Source organism: Variovorax paradoxus EPS, assembly GCF_000184745.1.
Classification (GTDB): Bacteria; Pseudomonadota; Gammaproteobacteria; order Burkholderiales; family Burkholderiaceae_C; genus Variovorax; species Variovorax paradoxus_C.
In genome coordinates this window covers 3,194,689-3,210,399 of the sequence record NC_014931.1, presented here as the reverse complement: position 1 = coordinate 3,210,399, position 15,711 = coordinate 3,194,689, and the positions used below count along the sequence as shown (strand labels likewise).

General features: G+C 66.3%; 16 protein-coding genes. 2 read left to right on the top strand and 14 right to left on the bottom strand.

Translation table 11 applies throughout. The annotated features are described in order from the left end of the window. Window positions 1-38: 38 nt before the first annotated feature. From VARPA_RS14875 to VARPA_RS14865, 4 genes are all read right to left on the bottom strand, one after another. Window positions 39-989, bottom strand: a complete 951-nt coding sequence (locus VARPA_RS14875; RefSeq protein ID WP_013541397.1) for a sulfurtransferase — start codon at window positions 987-989, stop codon at window positions 39-41. Window positions 990-1,166: 177 nt separating this feature from the next. Then, a complete protein-coding gene (locus VARPA_RS30620) occupies window positions 1,167-1,331 on the bottom strand; it encodes a hypothetical protein (protein ID WP_321163516.1) in 165 nt (54 codons plus the stop codon). Window positions 1,332-1,394: 63 nt separating this feature from the next. Next, window positions 1,395-1,895 carry an AAA family ATPase gene (locus VARPA_RS14870; RefSeq protein ID WP_013541396.1) on the bottom strand — a complete coding sequence of 167 codons (501 nt, stop codon included), beginning with the start codon at window positions 1,893-1,895 and terminating at the stop codon, window positions 1,395-1,397. Between the two features lies 1 nt (window position 1,896). After that, window positions 1,897-2,094, bottom strand: a complete 198-nt coding sequence (locus VARPA_RS14865) for a hypothetical protein (RefSeq protein ID WP_041942911.1) — start codon at window positions 2,092-2,094, stop codon at window positions 1,897-1,899. Between the two features lie 151 nt (window positions 2,095-2,245). Between VARPA_RS14865 and VARPA_RS14860 the strand changes: the two genes are divergently transcribed. Next, on the top strand, window positions 2,246-2,452 hold the full coding sequence (locus VARPA_RS14860; protein ID WP_013541395.1) for a dodecin: 207 nt from the start codon (window positions 2,246-2,248) through the stop codon (window positions 2,450-2,452). Window positions 2,453-2,473: 21 nt separating this feature from the next. Here the strand turns inward: VARPA_RS14860 and mgrA are convergent, their stop codons facing one another. From mgrA to VARPA_RS14825, 7 genes are all read right to left on the bottom strand, one after another. Beyond that, window positions 2,474-3,514, bottom strand: coding sequence for an L-glyceraldehyde 3-phosphate reductase (mgrA, locus tag VARPA_RS14855; protein ID WP_041943601.1), 1,041 nt, complete (start codon window positions 3,512-3,514; stop codon window positions 2,474-2,476). Between the two features lie 125 nt (window positions 3,515-3,639). Further along, on the bottom strand, window positions 3,640-4,860 hold the full coding sequence (locus tag VARPA_RS14850; protein ID WP_013541393.1) for a type II toxin-antitoxin system HipA family toxin: 1,221 nt from the start codon (window positions 4,858-4,860) through the stop codon (window positions 3,640-3,642). Beyond that, window positions 4,850-5,122, bottom strand: coding sequence for a helix-turn-helix domain-containing protein (locus VARPA_RS14845; RefSeq protein ID WP_144298990.1), 273 nt, complete (start codon window positions 5,120-5,122; stop codon window positions 4,850-4,852). Before VARPA_RS14845 ends, VARPA_RS14850 begins: the two co-directional genes overlap by 11 nt. A gap of 116 nt (window positions 5,123-5,238) precedes the next feature. Next, window positions 5,239-6,729 carry an MFS transporter gene (locus VARPA_RS14840; protein WP_013541391.1) on the bottom strand — a complete coding sequence of 497 codons (1,491 nt, stop codon included), beginning with the start codon at window positions 6,727-6,729 and terminating at the stop codon, window positions 5,239-5,241. A gap of 197 nt (window positions 6,730-6,926) precedes the next feature. After that, window positions 6,927-8,159, bottom strand: a complete 1,233-nt coding sequence (locus VARPA_RS14835; protein WP_013541390.1) for an SAM-dependent methyltransferase — start codon at window positions 8,157-8,159, stop codon at window positions 6,927-6,929. Window positions 8,160-8,282: 123 nt separating this feature from the next. Continuing rightward, entirely contained in the window at window positions 8,283-9,224 is a 942-nt protein-coding gene (locus VARPA_RS14830; protein ID WP_013541389.1) for a cation diffusion facilitator family transporter, read from the bottom strand. Window positions 9,225-9,249: 25 nt separating this feature from the next. After that, window positions 9,250-10,242: an AraC family transcriptional regulator gene (locus VARPA_RS14825; protein WP_041942910.1), complete on the bottom strand. Its 993-nt coding sequence runs from the start codon at window positions 10,240-10,242 to the stop codon at window positions 9,250-9,252. Between the two features lie 243 nt (window positions 10,243-10,485). On the opposite strand from VARPA_RS14825, the gene VARPA_RS14820 reads away from it, so the two are divergent. Then, window positions 10,486-11,520, top strand: a complete 1,035-nt coding sequence (locus tag VARPA_RS14820) for an aldo/keto reductase (RefSeq protein ID WP_013541387.1) — start codon at window positions 10,486-10,488, stop codon at window positions 11,518-11,520. 577 nt (window positions 11,521-12,097) lie between these two features. Here the strand turns inward: VARPA_RS14820 and bioD are convergent. The 3 genes from bioD to bioA are packed head-to-tail and all read right to left on the bottom strand — an operon-like array spanning window position 12,098 to window position 15,433. Then, complete coding sequence (gene bioD, locus VARPA_RS14815) at window positions 12,098-12,826, bottom strand: dethiobiotin synthase (RefSeq protein ID WP_013541386.1); 729 nt, start codon at window positions 12,824-12,826, stop codon at window positions 12,098-12,100. After that, on the bottom strand, window positions 12,823-14,055 hold the full coding sequence (gene bioF, locus VARPA_RS14810; RefSeq protein ID WP_013541385.1) for an 8-amino-7-oxononanoate synthase: 1,233 nt from the start codon (window positions 14,053-14,055) through the stop codon (window positions 12,823-12,825). The genes bioD and bioF overlap by 4 nt, the downstream gene beginning before the upstream one ends. Next, the gene (gene bioA, locus VARPA_RS14805; protein WP_013541384.1) at window positions 14,039-15,433 is read right to left on the bottom strand and encodes an adenosylmethionine--8-amino-7-oxononanoate transaminase; all 1,395 of its coding nucleotides are present in this window, start codon (window positions 15,431-15,433) and stop codon (window positions 14,039-14,041) included. The genes bioF and bioA overlap by 17 nt, the downstream gene beginning before the upstream one ends. Window positions 15,434-15,711 lie beyond the last annotated feature (278 nt).

The window sequence follows — 15,711 nt, the reverse complement described above, 5'->3', positions numbered from 1 at the left end:
TCACCTCGAACTCATCCTTCAAACCACCTCCAGATTGCTCACTTGGAAGCCCAGACCGTGCCGCTCGGGTTGTTGACCGGCACGCCAACGGCGTTGCCGTATTCGGTCCACGAGCCGTCGTAGTTGCGCACGTTCTTGTAGCCAAGAATCCTGTTGAGCGCGAACCAGGTGTGGCTCGAACGCTCGCCGATGCGGCAGTAGGTGATGGCCGGCTTGCTGCCATCGATGCCCACGCCCGCATAGAGCGCCTTCAGCTCGGCGACCGACTTGAAGGTCCCGTCTTCATTCACCGCGCGTCCCCACGGCACGTTGGCCGCACCGGGGATGTGGCCCGCGCGCACCGCCAACTCGGCGGCACCGGCGGGCGCGAAGATCTTGCCGCTGTACTCGTCGGCCGAGCGGATGTCGACCAGCTTCGTGTCGCTCTTGCCTTCGGCCACGGCCAGTACGTCGGCCAGCCGCGCGCGGATCTGCGGGTTGGGCTGCGTCACCTTGAAGCGGGTGGCGGCGAACTCGGGCGCGCGGTTGTCGAGGCCCCGGTTCTCGGCCTCCCATTTCTTGCGGCCGCCATCGAGCAGCTTCACGTTCGAGAGGCCGTACTGGTCGAACACCCAGGCGCCCCATGCCGCGAACCAGTTGTTGTTGTCGCCGTACAGGACGATGGTGGTGTCCTTGTCCACGCCGGCCGCGGACAGCAGTTTCTCGAAATCGGCCTGGCTCACTATGTCGCGCCGCACGCGGTCGTTCAGGTCGTTGTGCCACGAGAAGTTGACGGCGCCGGGAATGTGGCCGCGCTCGTAGAGGCCGGGGTTCACGCTGACCTCGATCACGCGCAGCTTCGGGTTCTTGAGGTTCTTCTCGAGCCACTCGGTGGAGACGAGCGGACCACTGCCGTCGGCCGATGCCTGCGCGAACGCAATGGGCGAGGTGGCCAGAAAGGCCAGCGTGGCGAAGGACGCGGCTCGCCACCATCTGCTGAGAATCGACATTCGGGACTCCTTGTGAATGATCATGAAAAAGACAGGCTGGACTCTAGGCAAGCGGGCACCGATCACCAACGAAGCGTTTGCGATAAGTCCATAACCAATTCAGCAAATGCACCCAGCAGAAAAAGGGGCAACGGCATCAAGCGACCAGCAGCGCGGGCTCACGCACGGGCTCGGCCGTCACATGCCATCCCAATCCGGCGCGATGCGGCGCGCGAGGTCGTCCAGGATCTGCTCGTACTCGTCGCTCGCGAAGTTGTAGGGCAGCTCCACGCGCAGTTCGCTCATCTGCGGCAGCACCGGGTCCTTGCGCAGCCGCTCCAGGATTTCGTCGGACGTGCCCACGAGGTCCGTCGCGAAGAGCGTGCGCCGCTTTCGCTGATTTCTGTATCGATATCTGCGTGCTGTTCAGGTGCGGGCTGCCGCCACGATGCGCTGCGCCGCTTCGGCCGCGCCGACAGTGGCGGTGTCGATGACCAGGCGATCCGTGGTCCACGGCGCGTAGTTGTGCCGCAGCACCGACGCCCAATCGGGCAGCGCATGCCCCGGAATGTCTGGCGCGCGAAGCTCCACGCGCCGGCGGTGCTCCGCGACATCCGAACAACCGATCTCGACCTCCAGCACACGTGACGACGCACTCGCCGCGACCGCGCGCCACGCTTCGCGCGTGACCGGCAACGGGTTGACGCAATCGGCAACCACCGTGAGGCCGAGCGCAAGATTCGAGCGCGCCAGCGCATAGGCAACCTCGTAGCCCGCAGGGCCGACCTCTCCCGCCAGCACCTTCGCCGACACGAGCGCCTGCTCGATGGCATCGATGCGCAGATAGACGGCCGAAAGCCGCCCCACGAGTTCGCGTGCGACGGTGGTCTTGCCCGAGCCGGGCAAGCCTGACAGAACGATCAGCATCTCACCATGAGTGCGGCAGCAGGGCCAGGGCCGCTACCGCGTGGAAGCGCCGCATGGCGCGGATCGGCATATAGCCGTGCGGCGCACACCGCGCCACCTCGTGCGGCGAAGACGGCGCGATGCGCCACGCTGCCGTGGTCAGCGCGAGAACGTGGCGGGCCTGGGCCGCCGGAGAAACATAAAGACTGCGCTGTGGCATGAACAACTTCCGGGTGAACGCTGGGGGCGATTCTGCGCAGGCACTTCGCTTTCTCAAAGAAGGATTGCGAGTTACCTGATGCAGAAAATTCCACCCGCGACCACGTGCCATGACTACGATGGCTCCACACCCATTCACAAGGAGCACGCACATGTCGAACCACGTCTACAAGTCTCTCGAGCTGACCGGCTCGTCGCCGGTCGGCATCGAGGACGCGGTGCAGACCGCGATCGCCAAGGCGCACGAGACGGTGCGCAACATCCAGTGGTTCACCGTCACCGAGACGCGCGGCCATGTGGTGGACGGCAAGGTCGCGCATTGGCAGGTGACGGTGAAGATCGGGTTCACGCTCGAATAAACGCGGCAGCGTTGGCCGTCGTCACGCGAAGTCGGTCGACGGCTTTTCCCAGAGGTTCACGCCGCCTTCCACGGCGTACTTGTCGATCTCGGCGAGCTCTTCGGCGCTCAGCGGCGCATGGCGCAAGGCGGCGACGTTGTCGACGATCTGCTCGGGCCGGCTCGCACCGATCAGCGCAGAACTCACGCGCGGATCGCGAAGCGTCCAGGTCAGCGCGAGTTGCGCAAGGCTCTGGCCGCGGCGCTTGGCGATCTCGTTGAGCGCGCGTGCGCGTTCCACGTTGTCGTCCGACAGGTGCTCCTGCTTGAGCGAGCCGCCGCCGGGCCGGTTGATGCGCGCATCGGCCGGAATGCCCTTGAGGTACTTGTCGGTGAGCAGCCCCTGCGCCAGCGGCGTGAAGGCGATCACGCCCGCGCCGAGTTCGCCGGTGGCATCGAGCAGGTCTTTTTCGATCCAGCGGTTGAACAGGTTGTAGGCCGGCTGGTGGATGAGCAGCGGCACCTTCCATTCGCGCAGCAGCGCGGCGATTTCGCGCGTCTTGCCAGCTGAGTAAGACGAGATGCCGATGTAGAGCGCCTTGCCCTGCTGCACGGCCTGCGCCAGCGCGGAGGCGGTTTCTTCCAGCGGCGTGTGCGGATCGAAGCGGTGCGAATAGAAGATGTCGACGTAGTCGAGGCCCAGGCGCTGCAGGCTCTGGTCGAGGCTCGCGAGCACGTATTTGCGGGAGCCCCCGCCCTGGCCGTAGGGGCCGGGCCACATGTCCCAGCCGGCCTTGCTGGAGATGATGAGTTCGTCACGGTACGCCTTGAAATCTTCCCTCAGCAGACGGCCGAAATTGGTTTCGGCGCTGCCGTACGGCGGGCCGTAGTTGTTGGCGAGGTCGAAGTGGTTGATGCCCAGGTCGAAGGCCGTGCGCAACAGCTTACGCTGCACGTCGATGGGTGTGCTGTCGCCGAAGTTGTGCCAGAGCCCGAGCGAAATGGCAGGCAGCACGAGCCCGCTGCGCCCGACGCGTCGGTAGGGAATGGCGTCGTAGCGCTCGGGGGCGGCAAGGTAGGTCATGAAGTGCGATGGAAAGTGGAAAGGGAGCGACATGATGCCCGCGCGTTTGCGCATATGCATGCGCGGTTTTCTTCGTTGGTGACGCGGCCAGGGCTTTCTAGGATCGTCGCTTCGCGACCGCGGATCTACCGCGCCTTGGCGTAAGTCATCCCATCGGCCCAGATGTCCCGCATCTTCTCCAGCAGGTCCTTCGGGATTCGTGGGTCACCGGCTGCCAGGCGCAACGTCTTCTGCATCCCCTCCGCGATTCGCGCAAGAACGAGTTCCGGCCTGGCGACCCCGCAGACCTTGCTGCCGAACAGCAGCAACTCCTCGGTCGTCGGGTAGGCCTTCGTGTGGCCCTTGCCCGCGAAGAGCTTGAGCGCCAGCGTGCGGTCCTCGAGTTCGGGACCGCCTTCGTAGCGCGTGTACCGGTAGAGCGCTGTCGTCACCACGTCGAACATCGGCGCAAGGCGGCAATCGGCGGTCGAGGTGTAGAGCAATCCGTAGTTCTTGAGGTGGCCGTCGCCGTTGCGAACCATGATGCTGAACGCCACCTGCTCGAAGAAGCGCGCGAGGTTTTCGCTGGGCAGTTGGAGGTATTGCATCAACTCGGCGATGCGCTGGTAGCTCCCGTGGTACTTCCGGTCGGACTGGATGTCGCGCACGCGAAGGTTCATCAGCGCCGCGATGTCCTCGAAGCCGATCCGGGACCCGTCCGCCGCGATGTCGAAACGGTCGACCAGCAGCAGTTGCCCATCGTCCGAGAGGTCGAATGTGGGCGTCTCGATGCCGGCGTGGCCGGCGGCCGTCAGGCACATGAACTCGTTGGCCGACAGGCCCGGATAGGAAGCTGCGCCCGCCTTCACGATGATCGTGGGCACCGGAACGCTGACCCTGTCCGGCACCATGATCTTCGGCTGCATGCCGGCAATGCCGGCGCCGGTGCTCAGGTACGCGCGCACCAGTTCGTCGAACACCTCGGGCGTGTAGCGGGTGGCGAGCAAGGCCTTGCGGTCGATGATCCGGGGCACCGCAGGCGCCTCTGCTCCCGCCAGCCGGAAGCCCAAGCGCCCGATGCCGTTGGATCCCACCACTGCGAGCAGATGCATCTGCGTGAGCTGCTGCTTGGGGAACATCGCCCGCAGACGCAGGTACAGGTCGCCCTCGGGGAGGTTCTGGTCCATCACTGCGAAAAGGTCGCCATCCTGGTAGGTCGGCCGGGTCGGTGGCATCAGCAACGCGACCGAGGGCTGCTCCACACCGCTGTCGAGATACCGGAACTCGTAGACCGAGTGCTTGAGCAACTGGCCGGCCGGCGCGCCGGCGATCTCGACGTCGAGCTGCCTGATCTTTTCAGGAAGCATCGTCGTCATCCTGTCCGAAGCGGTCCGTGACTTCTTCCAGTGTCGGCATGCCCAAGCGCTGCAGGCCGATCGTGAGATCCATGGCGCGCAGGATGTCGAACAGCGAGGCCACGGTGATGTCTTCCCCTCGCTCCAGTCGATAGAGAACGTTGCGCGCGCGGCCAGAGCGCGCGGCGATGTCGGTCGCCTTCAGGCGGCCCCCTTTTCGCGCGCGCTGGATGGCTTGGCCTAATTCAATGGGTAGTCGGATTTTGTCCTTCATATGCCACATTTTTAGGCATCAAGCGAAAAATGTCCATTAAGAAGGACACTTTTCCTTCAAATGGCCGAAGAAATCACTTGAATGCGGCGTCTGAAGCGGCGCCTGACAGACATCCCCTACTTCTGCACGACCTTGTTGTCTTCCTTGACCGCCCGCGTCTCCAACCCTTCCTTCGGCAACCACAACGCCAGCACCACCACGCCAAGGCTCACCACCAGCATCATCAGAAACGTGAGGTGCAGCGAGCTGCCCAGCGCCAACCGGATACCCGCATCCCCCGCCACCGAGCCGTGCACGCCCTGCAGCAGCAGCCGCAGTTCGTCGTCCGTGAACATCATGCTGCCGTCCCCCCGCGTCAACCCGAAGTTGAAGACCGCGCCGAAGAAGGCCGCGCCCAGCGCGCTCCCGAGGTTGCGCGAGAACACGTTCGAAGCCGTGGCGATGCCGCGCTGCGAGAGCTCCACGCCCTCCTGGATCAGGATCAGCGAAGCCAGGCTCATCACGCCCATGCCTAAACCGATGATGAACGAGCCGATGGCCGGCAGCACCGGCGAGCTGCCGGCCCCGAGCAGCGCGAAGGTCGCGGTGCCCACCGGAATCAGCGCGGCGCCGACGACCACCATGCGCCAGAGGCCGATGCGGTGGAAGGTGCGCGAGGTCAGCGTCGCGCCGATGGGCCAGCCCAGCATCACCATCGTGAGCGTGAGGCCGGCCGTGACCGACGAGCGCTCCAGCACCACCTGCACGTACATCGGCAGGAACGTGGTGATGCCGATCAGCACCATGCCGGCGAGCATCGCCGCGCCGTTGACCGTCGCGATCATCCGTGCGCCCCAGAGCTTGAGCGACACCATCGGGTCGGCCGCGCGGCGCTCCTGCGCGATGAAGAGCGCGAGCGTGACCACGAAGAGCCCGGCCCACGCGAGCGCGACGCCCGAGTTGCCGACGCCGAACTCGGTCAGCGCGATCATCAGCGAGGCGATGCCGACGGTGAACAGCACCGCGCCCACCATGTCGATGGACGAGCGGCGCACCGTCGGCGCCTCGTGCAGGAAGAACCAGAAACCCGCCGCCGCGGCCAGGCCGATGGGCACGTTGACCCAGAAGATCCAGGCCCACGACAGCTTCTGCACGATGAGCGCGCCGATCATCGGCCCCACGACGGCCGACACCGCCCACACGCTCGCGAGGTAGCCCTGCACCTTGCCGCGTTCGCGCACCGGATAGAGATCGCCGACGATGGTGAGCGACACCGGCTGGATCGCGCCCGCGCCGATGCCCTGGATGAGACGGAAACAGATCATGGCCGGCATCGACCACGAGAAGCCCGCGAGCACCGAACCGATGACGAAGATCGCGATGCCCACGAACATGATGGGCTTGCGCCCGTACAAGTCGCTGAGCTTGCCGAACACCACGGTCATCGCGGTCTGCGCGAGCAGGAACGAAGCGAAGACCCAGCTGTAGAGATGCAGCCCGCCGAGTTCGGAGGCGATCTGCGGCATGACGGTGGAGACGATGGTGGCTTCGATGGCGACCATGGCCATTGAGGCCATGATCGATGCGATGACCAGGGGGCGGTTTGTTGTTTTGGTGCTGACGCTCATGGGGTTCTTCGCGGGCCGGGGAGGCTGCCCCGAACGGGGTGTCCGGTGAGCGCCGAGGTGGTGAGAAGCCGCGAGCCCGTGATGCTATCGGGCCGTGCGAATCCGTGCTGGCGCTGGCCCTCCGTTGTCTTGTTCACGCGCCCGCGCGCCCTTGCGATATCGCTTTGCCGCCATGCCGATGCGGCGGCACCGGAACATCAAGCCGCGTTCAGCGCCGAGGTGCCGTTGTAGATATAGCGCCGCGACCACGGCAGCGTCTTCGCCGCCCTCCCCGCCTTGCGCCCCACTATCTGGTAGATCGCTACATCGTCGTTCTCGAACGCATACGCGCAACCCGCGAGGTACACGCGCCAGATGCGGAATTTCTCCTCGTCGACCATCGTGCGCAGCTTGTCGCTGTTGGCCTCGTAGCTGTCGCTCCAGTAGCGCAGCGTCTGCGCGTAGTGCCGGCGCAGGTTCTCGATGTCGAAGGCTTCGAGCCCGCCCTGCTGCATGGCCTGCAGCGCGAGGCTGATGTGCGGCAGTTCGCCGTTGGGGAACACGTAGCGGTCGATGAAGTCGCCGCCACCGTACGAGACACCGCCGCCTTCGGGGTCGGACGAGGTGATGCCATGGTTCATCACCACGCCGTCGTCGGCCAGGAGTTCGCGCACGTGCTTGAAGTAGGTGGGCAGGTTCTTGCGGCCCACATGCTCGAACATGCCGACGCTGGTGATGCGGTCGAACTGGCCGGTCACGTCGCGGTAGTCCTGCAGGCGGATCTCGATGCGGTCTTCCAGGCCCGCGGCCTTCACGCGCTCGGTGGCCAGGTCGAACTGGTTCTGCGAGAGCGTCACGCCCACGCAGCGCGCGCCGAACTTCTGCGCCGCGCGGATCACCAGCGCGCCCCAGCCGCAGCCGATGTCCAGCAGCGTCTGGCCCGGCCTGAGGTCGATCTTGGTGAGGATGTGGTCGATCTTCTTCAACTGCGCGGTGGCGAGGTCTTCGTCGCCGTTCTCGAAGTAGGCGCACGAATAGACCATGTTCGCATCGAGCCACTGCTGGTAGAACTCGTTGGAAACGTCGTAGTGGTACTGGATCGATTTCTTGTCCGACGATTTGGTGTGCGCGAAGTAGCGCGCCATGTTCTGCAGCGCCCCGCCCTGCTTGTCGATCGATGTCTTCGCGAGGCCGTAGGCGATGTCGATCACGTCGCTGAGCTTGCCCTCGATGTCGATCTTGCTCTTGACGTAGGCCTCGCCCAGGTTATCGAGGGTGGGCTGCAGCATCAGCGACAGCGCTGCCGGTGATTTGACGTGAAGCGTGACCGAAGGTCCGCTGAAATTGCCGAAGTCGTAGGACTGGCCGTCCCACAGCGTGAGGCGTGCCGGCAGGTTGGCGCGGTCACGAACGGCGGCGCTCCACTGCGCCAGCTTCTTTTCCCAAAGCATGCATCTCTCCGTGTTGTTTGGTTCTCCCGGCGCCTGTGCGCCGGGGTGCTGCAGCGAGCAAAACAATAACGAAAAAATTTGAAACCCGCATGGTCGTGACAACGCAAGAAATTGCAGCAAGTGCTACAAGGCACCTCCGTCTTTCGCCGGTGCCGCGCCGGCCTGCGGCGCCTCGGTCGCCTCGATGAAGATGCGCTTGATCGTCGGGAAACGCGCGCGCACCTCGGTCTCGATGGCCGCGATGGCGTCGCCCGCCTCGCCCGTGGAAATGTCGTCCTTGAAGTTCACATCGACGATCACCAGCGCCTCGTCGGCGCCGATGTACATCGACAGCACATGGCCCACGTCTTCGACGCTGGGCTGCTCCATCGCGATGGCGCGGATGGCGCGCGCCGTCTCGGGCCGGATGCCCTCGCCGATCAGGAGACCCCGCGCCTGCGCGATGAGCAGCACGGCCACACCGGCCAGCAGCACGCCGATGACCACCGAGGCCACGCCATCGAGCACGGGCATGTCCAGCGCGTGGCCGAGGTAGATGCCGAGCGCCGCCACCAAGAGCCCCACAAGCGCGGCAGAATCCTCGGCCAGCACGGTGTAGGTGGTCGGGTCCTTGCTGCGGTCCAGCGCCTGCCAGAACGGCGTGCCCTTGGCCTGCGCGCGGAACTGCTTGAGCGCAATCAGAAAGCTCGTGCCCTCGAACACGAAGGCCGCCGCGAGCACGACGTAGTTCCACGTCGGATCGCGCATCGGCTCCGGCGCGCGGATGTGCTGGATGCCCTCGTAGAACGACACGCCGCCGCCCAGCCCGAAGATCAGCACCGCCACGATCAGGCTCCAGAAATAGAGCTCCTTGCCGTGGCCGAACGGATGCTCGGGCGTTGCGGGCCGCTTGCTGAGCTTGAGGCCCACCAGCAGCAGCACGCCGTTGAAGGTGTCGACCGCCGAGTGGATGCCCTCCGACAGCATCGCCGAGCTGCCGGTGATGCCCGCCACGACGAACTTGGTGATGGCGATAGCGACATTGGCGCCGATGGCGCCGTAGATCGCGACTTTCGATTCGGCCATGCGGCTTGTTTGTCCGGGCTGCCGTTCAGGCCGCTTCCATCGAAGCCGCCCCCATCGCATCGTTGCCCGCCTCCGAGAGCCAGCGCTGCTTGTCGCGCAGCGGCGGCGCACCGAACATGCGGCCGTACTCGCGTGCGAACTGCGAGGGGCTTTCGTAGCCCACGCTGTGCGCCGCGCTCGCCACGTCGATGCCGGTCACCAGCATCTGGCGGCGCGCCTCCTGCAGGCGAAGCTGCTTCTGGTACTGCAGCGGGCTCATCGCGGTCACCGCCTTGAAGTGGTGGTGGAACGACGACACGCTCATGTGCACCGCGCGCGCCATGTCCTCCACCCGCAGCGACTGCGCATAGTTGATGCGCAATGCGCTGATGGCCTTGGCGATGCGCTGGGTGTGGCTGTCCTGGAGCGCGATCTGGCGGAGGCGCGCGCCCTCGCCGTTCACCAGCAGCCGATACATGATCTCGCGCTTGATGAGCGGCGCCATGATCGGCACGTCTTCCGGGTTCTCGACCAGCCGCAGCAGCCGCAGCACCGGCTCCAGCACGGGCATCGCGATGCGGTTCACGTACATGCCGCGGGAAGCCGGCGCGTTCGCCTTGGCGGGCAGCTTCTCGTCGCCGATGAGCTCGCCGATTTCGTCGAGCGCCAGCTCCAGCCGAAGGCCAAGGTACGGCTCGTTGTCGCTCGTCAGGCGCACCTGGCCGCACACCGGCAGGTCGACCGAGGTCACGAGGTAGTGCATCGGGTCGTACACATAGATGTCGTCGCCCATGATGATCCGCTTGGAACCCTGCGCGATCAGCCCAAGCGCCGGGGTGGCGAAGGCGTGCTTGGGGCGGTCGGGCTTGCTGATGCAGTACACCTGCAGGCCGGCCACCGGCGTTTCCACCGTGCCGTCGCGCCCGCCGGTGATGCGGTTGATGAGCGCCACCAGTTCCTTCCTGGCTTCGTCGAGTTCGGGCTCCAGCGGCATCGGCTGGGCAAGGGCTGCAGCGATTTCGGGTGTTTCGTCGGACATGTAGGGGGCCTCTCGCGGGGGGATGGCGGTGGGAATCACGGCGGCGCGCACCGTGGAGGATCGGGTGGTTTGCAGCTTAGCGCCGCTCCCACGAATCTGCACGGGTCTGGAACGAGGTCTGGAGAAATAGGCAAAGACTTTGCAGGAACGCGCTCGCCGCGCCGGGGCCCGCGGGCGGATACTTTTTACCGACGCGCCTCCCGGCATCCCCCGACACCTCTCTCAACGCAAAGGACCTATTCCATGCAGTACCGCAAATTCGGCCGCACCGGCCTCCTGGTTTCCGAACTCTGCCTCGGCACGATGACCTTCGGTGGCGGCTCGGGCATCTGGACCCATATCGGCGACCTGCAGCAGAGCGAGGCCGAAGGGCTTGTCGGCCGCGCCATCGACGCCGGCATCAACTTCATCGACACCGCCGACGTGTACTCCGAAGGTCAGTCGGAAGTCATCACCGGCCAAGCTCTCAAGAACCTCAAGATCCCGCGCGACGGCGTGGTGGTCGCCACCAAGGTGCTCGGCGAAACCGGCAGCAAGGGCCCGAACGCGAGCGGCGCCTCGCGTTATCACATCATGGACGGCGTGAAGGCAAGCCTCAAGCGCCTGCAGCTCGACCACATCGACCTGTACCAGATCCACGGTTTCGACCCGCTCACGCCCATCGAGGAAACCGTGCATGCGCTCGACAACCTCGTGCAGCAGGGCCATGTGCGCTATGTGGGCGTGTCGAACTGGGCGGCCTGGCAGATCGCCAAGGCGCTGGGCATCGCCGAGCGCGACCGGCTCGCGCGCTTCGAATCGCTGCAGGCCTACTACACCATCGCCGGGCGCGACCTGGAGCGCGAGCTGGTGCCGATGCTGCGCAGCGAAAACGTCGGCCTCATGGTCTGGAGCCCACTGGCCGGCGGCCTTCTGAGCGGCAAGGTCGACCGCCACACCGAAACCGAAAAGGGCACCCGCCGCGCCACCTTCGACTTCCCGCCGGTGAACCGCGAACGCGCCTACGACTGCATCGACGCGATGCGTGTGCTGGCCGAAGCCCGCAAGGTGTCGGTCGCGCAGATCGCGCTGGCGTGGCTGCTGCACCAGCCGGTCGTCACCAGCGTGATCGTCGGCGCCAAGCGCGTCGATCAGCTGGACGACAACATCGCGGCGACTGCCATCAAGCTCTCAGCCGATGAGCTGGCCACGCTCGACAAGGCGAGTGCGCTGCCGGCCGAGTACCCGGGGTGGATGCTGGAGCGCCAGCGCGTGAACCGCGACAAGCACCTGGCCTGATTGGCTCATACCGGGATCCATTCGAAAAGATAAATCCGTTCACGCTGAGCTTGTCGAAGCGCCGCGCGAGGCTTCGACAGGCTCAGCCCGAACGGTTGTGACAAAGCGAGGGCAATTCGTATCAGGCCAAGGCTGGCCACGCTCGACAAGGCGAGCGCGTTGCCGGCCGAGTACCCGGGCTGGATGCTGGAGCGTCAACGCGTGAACCGCGACAAGCACCTGGCCTGATTGGCTCATACCGGGATGCATTCGAAAACATAAACCCGTTCACGCTGAGCTTGTCGAAGCGCCGCGCGAGGCTTCGACAGGCTCAGCCCGAACGGTTGTGACAAAGCGAGGGCAATTCGTATCAGGCCAAGGCTGGCCACGCTCGACAAGGCGAGCGCGCTGCCGGCCGAGTACCCGGGCTGGATGCTGGAGCGCCAGCGCGTGAACCGCGACAAGCACCTGGCCTGAGTGGCTCATACCGGGATGCATTCGAAAACATAAACCCGTTCACGCTGAGCTTGTCGAAGCGTCGCGCAAGGCTTCGACAGGCTCAGCCCGAACGGTTGTGGCAAAGCGAAAGCAATTCGTATCAGGCCAAGGCCAGCGCGGCCGAGCGCCGCGCCGCGTGGCCCGCGGTTGCGCGAAGCGCGCGCAGATCGAGATGCCGCGCGGCGCCGGCTGCATCGGGCGCAGGCAGGTGCGGCACCACGCCGAGCAAGGGCGCGCCCAGCCTGTCGCGGAGGGTCTGCAGATTGGCCTCCGGCGACAGCATCCGCGGCTCGATGACGCTCGCGACCCATCCCGCGAGCACAAGGCCACGCGCGCGAACGGCCTCGGCGGTCAGCAGCGCGTGGCTCAGGCAGCCGAGCCGGAGCCCGACCACGAGGATCACCGGCAGATCGAGCGCCACCGCGAGGTCGGCGCTGTCGAGGTCGTCGCCGAAGGGCACGCAGAACCCGCCCACGCCTTCGACGACCACCGCATCCGCGCGCTGCGACAGGGCAGTGAAGGCCGACAGCAGCAGCGGCAATTCGATGCGCACGCCCTCCTCCCTGGCAGCGAGGTGCGGCGACATCGGCGCGCGCAGCAGGTACGGGCAGCGCAAGGCCACCGGCGCATCGACATTGCCGGCAGCGTGCAGCTGCTCGACGTCTTCGTTCTGCCACGCGCCATCGACCCGTTCCAGACCCGCAGCCACCGGCTTCATGCCGACCGCGCGCAGGCCCGAGGCGGCCAGCAGGCTCAGCATCGCGCTGCTGACCAGCGTCTTGCCCACCCCCGTGTCGGTGCCCGTGACGAACCAGCGGCGCTGCGTCATGCGGCCTCCTTCCACGGTTGCGCCAATGCTTCGCCGAGCGCACTGACCAGACGCGCCACGTCGGCCTCGCCGTGGCTGGCCGACAGCGCGATCCGAAGGCGCGCGGTGCCGGCCGGCACGGTCGGCGGGCGAATGGCCCCGACGCGAAGGCCGCGTGCATCGAGCTGCGCCATCGTCCGCATCGCACGCGCGTTGTCGCCGAGGATCAGCGGCTGGATCGCGGTGGGCGAATCGGGCAGCCACGCGCTGCCATCGGGCGGGAGGATCGCTTTCACGCCCCGTCGCAGTTGCGCGATGCGCGCCTTCAACTGCGCACGGCGCGTGTCGCCCTCCTCGCCTTCGATCAGCGCGAGGCTTGCGAGCAGCGCATGCGCAATGGCCGGTGGCGCGGCCGTGGTGAAGATGTACGGGCGCGCGCGCTGCACGAGGTAATCGACCACGGTGCGGTGCGCCGCCACGAACGCGCCCGCGACACCCGCCGCCTTGCCGAGCGTACCGATGAGCACCAGCCGCTCCGAGCGCAGCGCCATCGCCTGCAGCACGCCGCGGCCGGTAGCGCCCAGCACGCCGAAGCCATGGGCATCGTCGAGCACCAGCCACGCGTCGTGGCGTTCCGCGAACGCGAGCAGTTCGGCCACGGGCGCGATGTTGCCGTCCATGCTGAAAACCGCATCGCTCACGATGAGCTTGACCGGCGCGTCGCAGGCCGCGAGCTGCGCATCGAGCGCCGCCACGTCGCAATGCGGATAACGCTCGACGCGCGCCTTCGCCAGCCGCGCGCCGTCGATCAGCGACGCATGGTTGAGCGACTCCGAAAAGATCACCGCCTCCGCGCCGCCCAGCGCCGACAGCACCGCGAGGTTGGCCATGTAGCCGGTGCAGAAGAAGAGGCTTCGCGCCTCGGGGATGTACGGCGCCATCCAGTCGGCCAGGCGCTCCTCGAGTTCGGCATGCGCGCGCGAGTGGCCCAGGATCAGGTGCGACCCGCCGCTGCCCGTGCCGTAGCGCGCCGCGCCTTCAGCCAGCGCAGCGGCCAGCGCCGGATGCGCAGCGAGGCCGAGGTAGTCGTTGCTGCTGAAGCCGAGCATGGTGCGCGGTGCGGTCGCGTCAGCCAGTGTCAAACGCTGCTCGGGCGCGCAGGCCGTTTCGGCGATCTGCCGGCGGCGGCGCAGCGATTGCGCATCGAGCGCGGTGATCTCGTCCTGCAGGCGTTCAAGCAAGCGCAGCATCGCGAACTCCTTCTGCGTGAGTCGGCTCGGCCACGGCTTGCAGCGTGGCCAGCGTGCCGTCGACCAGCCGGTCGATCTCGTCGTCGCCGATCACGTAGGGCGGCATCAGGTAGACGGTCGAGCCGATGGGCCGCATCAGCAATCCGTTCGCTCGCGCTGCAAGGTGAAAGCGTTCCGCGAAACGGGCGCTGGGCTCGCGCACGTCGAAGGCCGTGATCATTCCGCACTGGCGCAGATGGTCGACGGGCATGCCGCGCAGGCCTTCGCGCAACCGGCCGATCAATCGTTCGGCGCGGCCACGGTTGCGCCGCAATGCGTCCTCACGCTCGAACAGATCGAGCGCCGCAAGCGCCGCGCGACAGGCCAGCGCGTTGCCGGTGTAGGAATGCGAATGCAGGAAGCTGCGCGCCACGTCGTCGTCCACGAAGCCTTCGTAGATCGCATCGCGCGTCATCACCAACGCAAGCGGCAGGTAGCCGCCGCTGATGCCTTTCGAGAGGCACAGGAAGTCGGGCCAGATGCCGGCCTGCTCGCACGCGAAGAAAGTGCCGGTGCGCCCGCAGCCCACCGCAATCTCGTCGGCGATGAGGTGTACCTCGTAACGGTCGCACAGCGCGCGCACGAGGCGCAGGTATTCGGGGTCGTGCATCGCCATGCCGGTGGCGCACTGCACGAGCGGCTCGACGATCACGGCGGCGATGGATGCGTGCCGTTCGGCCAGAAGCGCTTTGAGTTCGGCGGCGGCACGCCGCGCGACGTCAACCGCGTCCTCGCCCTGCCGTGCGGTCCGCGCATCGGGCGATGCAACGAGGTGCGCGTTCGCCAGCAGCGGCGCATAGGCGTCGCGGAACACCGGCACGTCGGTCACATGCAGCGCACCCAGCGTCTCGCCGTGGTAGCCGTGCCGCAGAGCGACGAAATTCTGCTTGCCGCCGCGGCCCGCATTGCGCCATGCGTGGAAGCTCATCTTCAACGCGATCTCCACGGCCGAGGCGCCATCCGAGGCATAGAAGCAATGGCCGAGCGCATGGCCGGTCAATGCCGACAGGCGCTCGGCCAGTTCCACGGCCGGCGCGTGCGTGCAGCCGGCGAGCATCACGTGCGAGAACGCGTCGAGCTGATCCTTCAGCGCGGCGTTGATGGCCGGGTGCGCATGGCCGAAGAGATTGACCCACCACGAGCTCGTCGCGTCGAGATAACGGCGGCCGTCATGGTCGAGGAGCCACACGCCCTCGCCCCGCGCGATCGGCAACGGCGGCACCGCTTCGAGGCGGATGCTCTGCGTGCACGGATGCCAGACGTGGCGCCGGCTGCGCTGTTGCCAGGCGGCGTTTTTCGACGGTGCGAGCGTCGAGAGAGAAGCAATCGTTGGCGGCATCCGCGGTTCCTGTGGAGGGCAAGGCGCGGAATCCTATCGACGCGAAACAGGCACGGCAAACCGCCTCTGCGCTGGAGAGATGGGCGGCAATTGAGCGATGTTGGGCGGCATAGATCGCACGTTCGGCCCAAGCGCCTGCAACGCCACGGCTTCGTGCGAACAGGCGGCGCGCGCACGAAACGCAAATTGTCTTGCTGCCAGCAAAGACAACTGGCAAATGTCGAATGCACGCCGCAGGAGTGCTCGATTTGTGGTTTCCGGACAACCCGATGGCTGAT

Coding starts and splice junctions, on each gene's coding strand:
- bioF (WP_013541385.1), bottom strand. CDS start 14,055: ATGCTGCGCTTGCTTGAACGCCTGCAGGACGAGATCACCGCGCTCGAT.
- VARPA_RS14845 (WP_144298990.1), bottom strand. CDS start 5,122: ATGAAGGACAAAATCCGACTACCCATTGAATTAGGCCAAGCCATCCAG.
- VARPA_RS14835 (WP_013541390.1), bottom strand. CDS start 8,159: ATGCTTTGGGAAAAGAAGCTGGCGCAGTGGAGCGCCGCCGTTCGTGAC.
- VARPA_RS14830 (WP_013541389.1), bottom strand. CDS start 9,224: ATGGCCGAATCGAAAGTCGCGATCTACGGCGCCATCGGCGCCAATGTC.
- bioA (WP_013541384.1), bottom strand. CDS start 15,433: ATGCCGCCAACGATTGCTTCTCTCTCGACGCTCGCACCGTCGAAAAAC.
- VARPA_RS14875 (WP_013541397.1), bottom strand. CDS start 989: ATGTCGATTCTCAGCAGATGGTGGCGAGCCGCGTCCTTCGCCACGCTG.
- VARPA_RS14820 (WP_013541387.1), top strand. CDS start 10,486: ATGCAGTACCGCAAATTCGGCCGCACCGGCCTCCTGGTTTCCGAACTC.
- VARPA_RS14860 (WP_013541395.1), top strand. CDS start 2,246: ATGTCGAACCACGTCTACAAGTCTCTCGAGCTGACCGGCTCGTCGCCG.
- VARPA_RS14825 (WP_041942910.1), bottom strand. CDS start 10,242: ATGTCCGACGAAACACCCGAAATCGCTGCAGCCCTTGCCCAGCCGATG.
- VARPA_RS14850 (WP_013541393.1), bottom strand. CDS start 4,860: ATGCTTCCTGAAAAGATCAGGCAGCTCGACGTCGAGATCGCCGGCGCG.
- VARPA_RS14865 (WP_041942911.1), bottom strand. CDS start 2,094: ATGCCACAGCGCAGTCTTTATGTTTCTCCGGCGGCCCAGGCCCGCCAC.
- VARPA_RS14840 (WP_013541391.1), bottom strand. CDS start 6,729: ATGAGCGTCAGCACCAAAACAACAAACCGCCCCCTGGTCATCGCATCG.
- VARPA_RS14870 (WP_013541396.1), bottom strand. CDS start 1,895: ATGCTGATCGTTCTGTCAGGCTTGCCCGGCTCGGGCAAGACCACCGTC.
- mgrA (WP_041943601.1), bottom strand. CDS start 3,514: ATGACCTACCTTGCCGCCCCCGAGCGCTACGACGCCATTCCCTACCGA.
- bioD (WP_013541386.1), bottom strand. CDS start 12,826: ATGACGCAGCGCCGCTGGTTCGTCACGGGCACCGACACGGGGGTGGGC.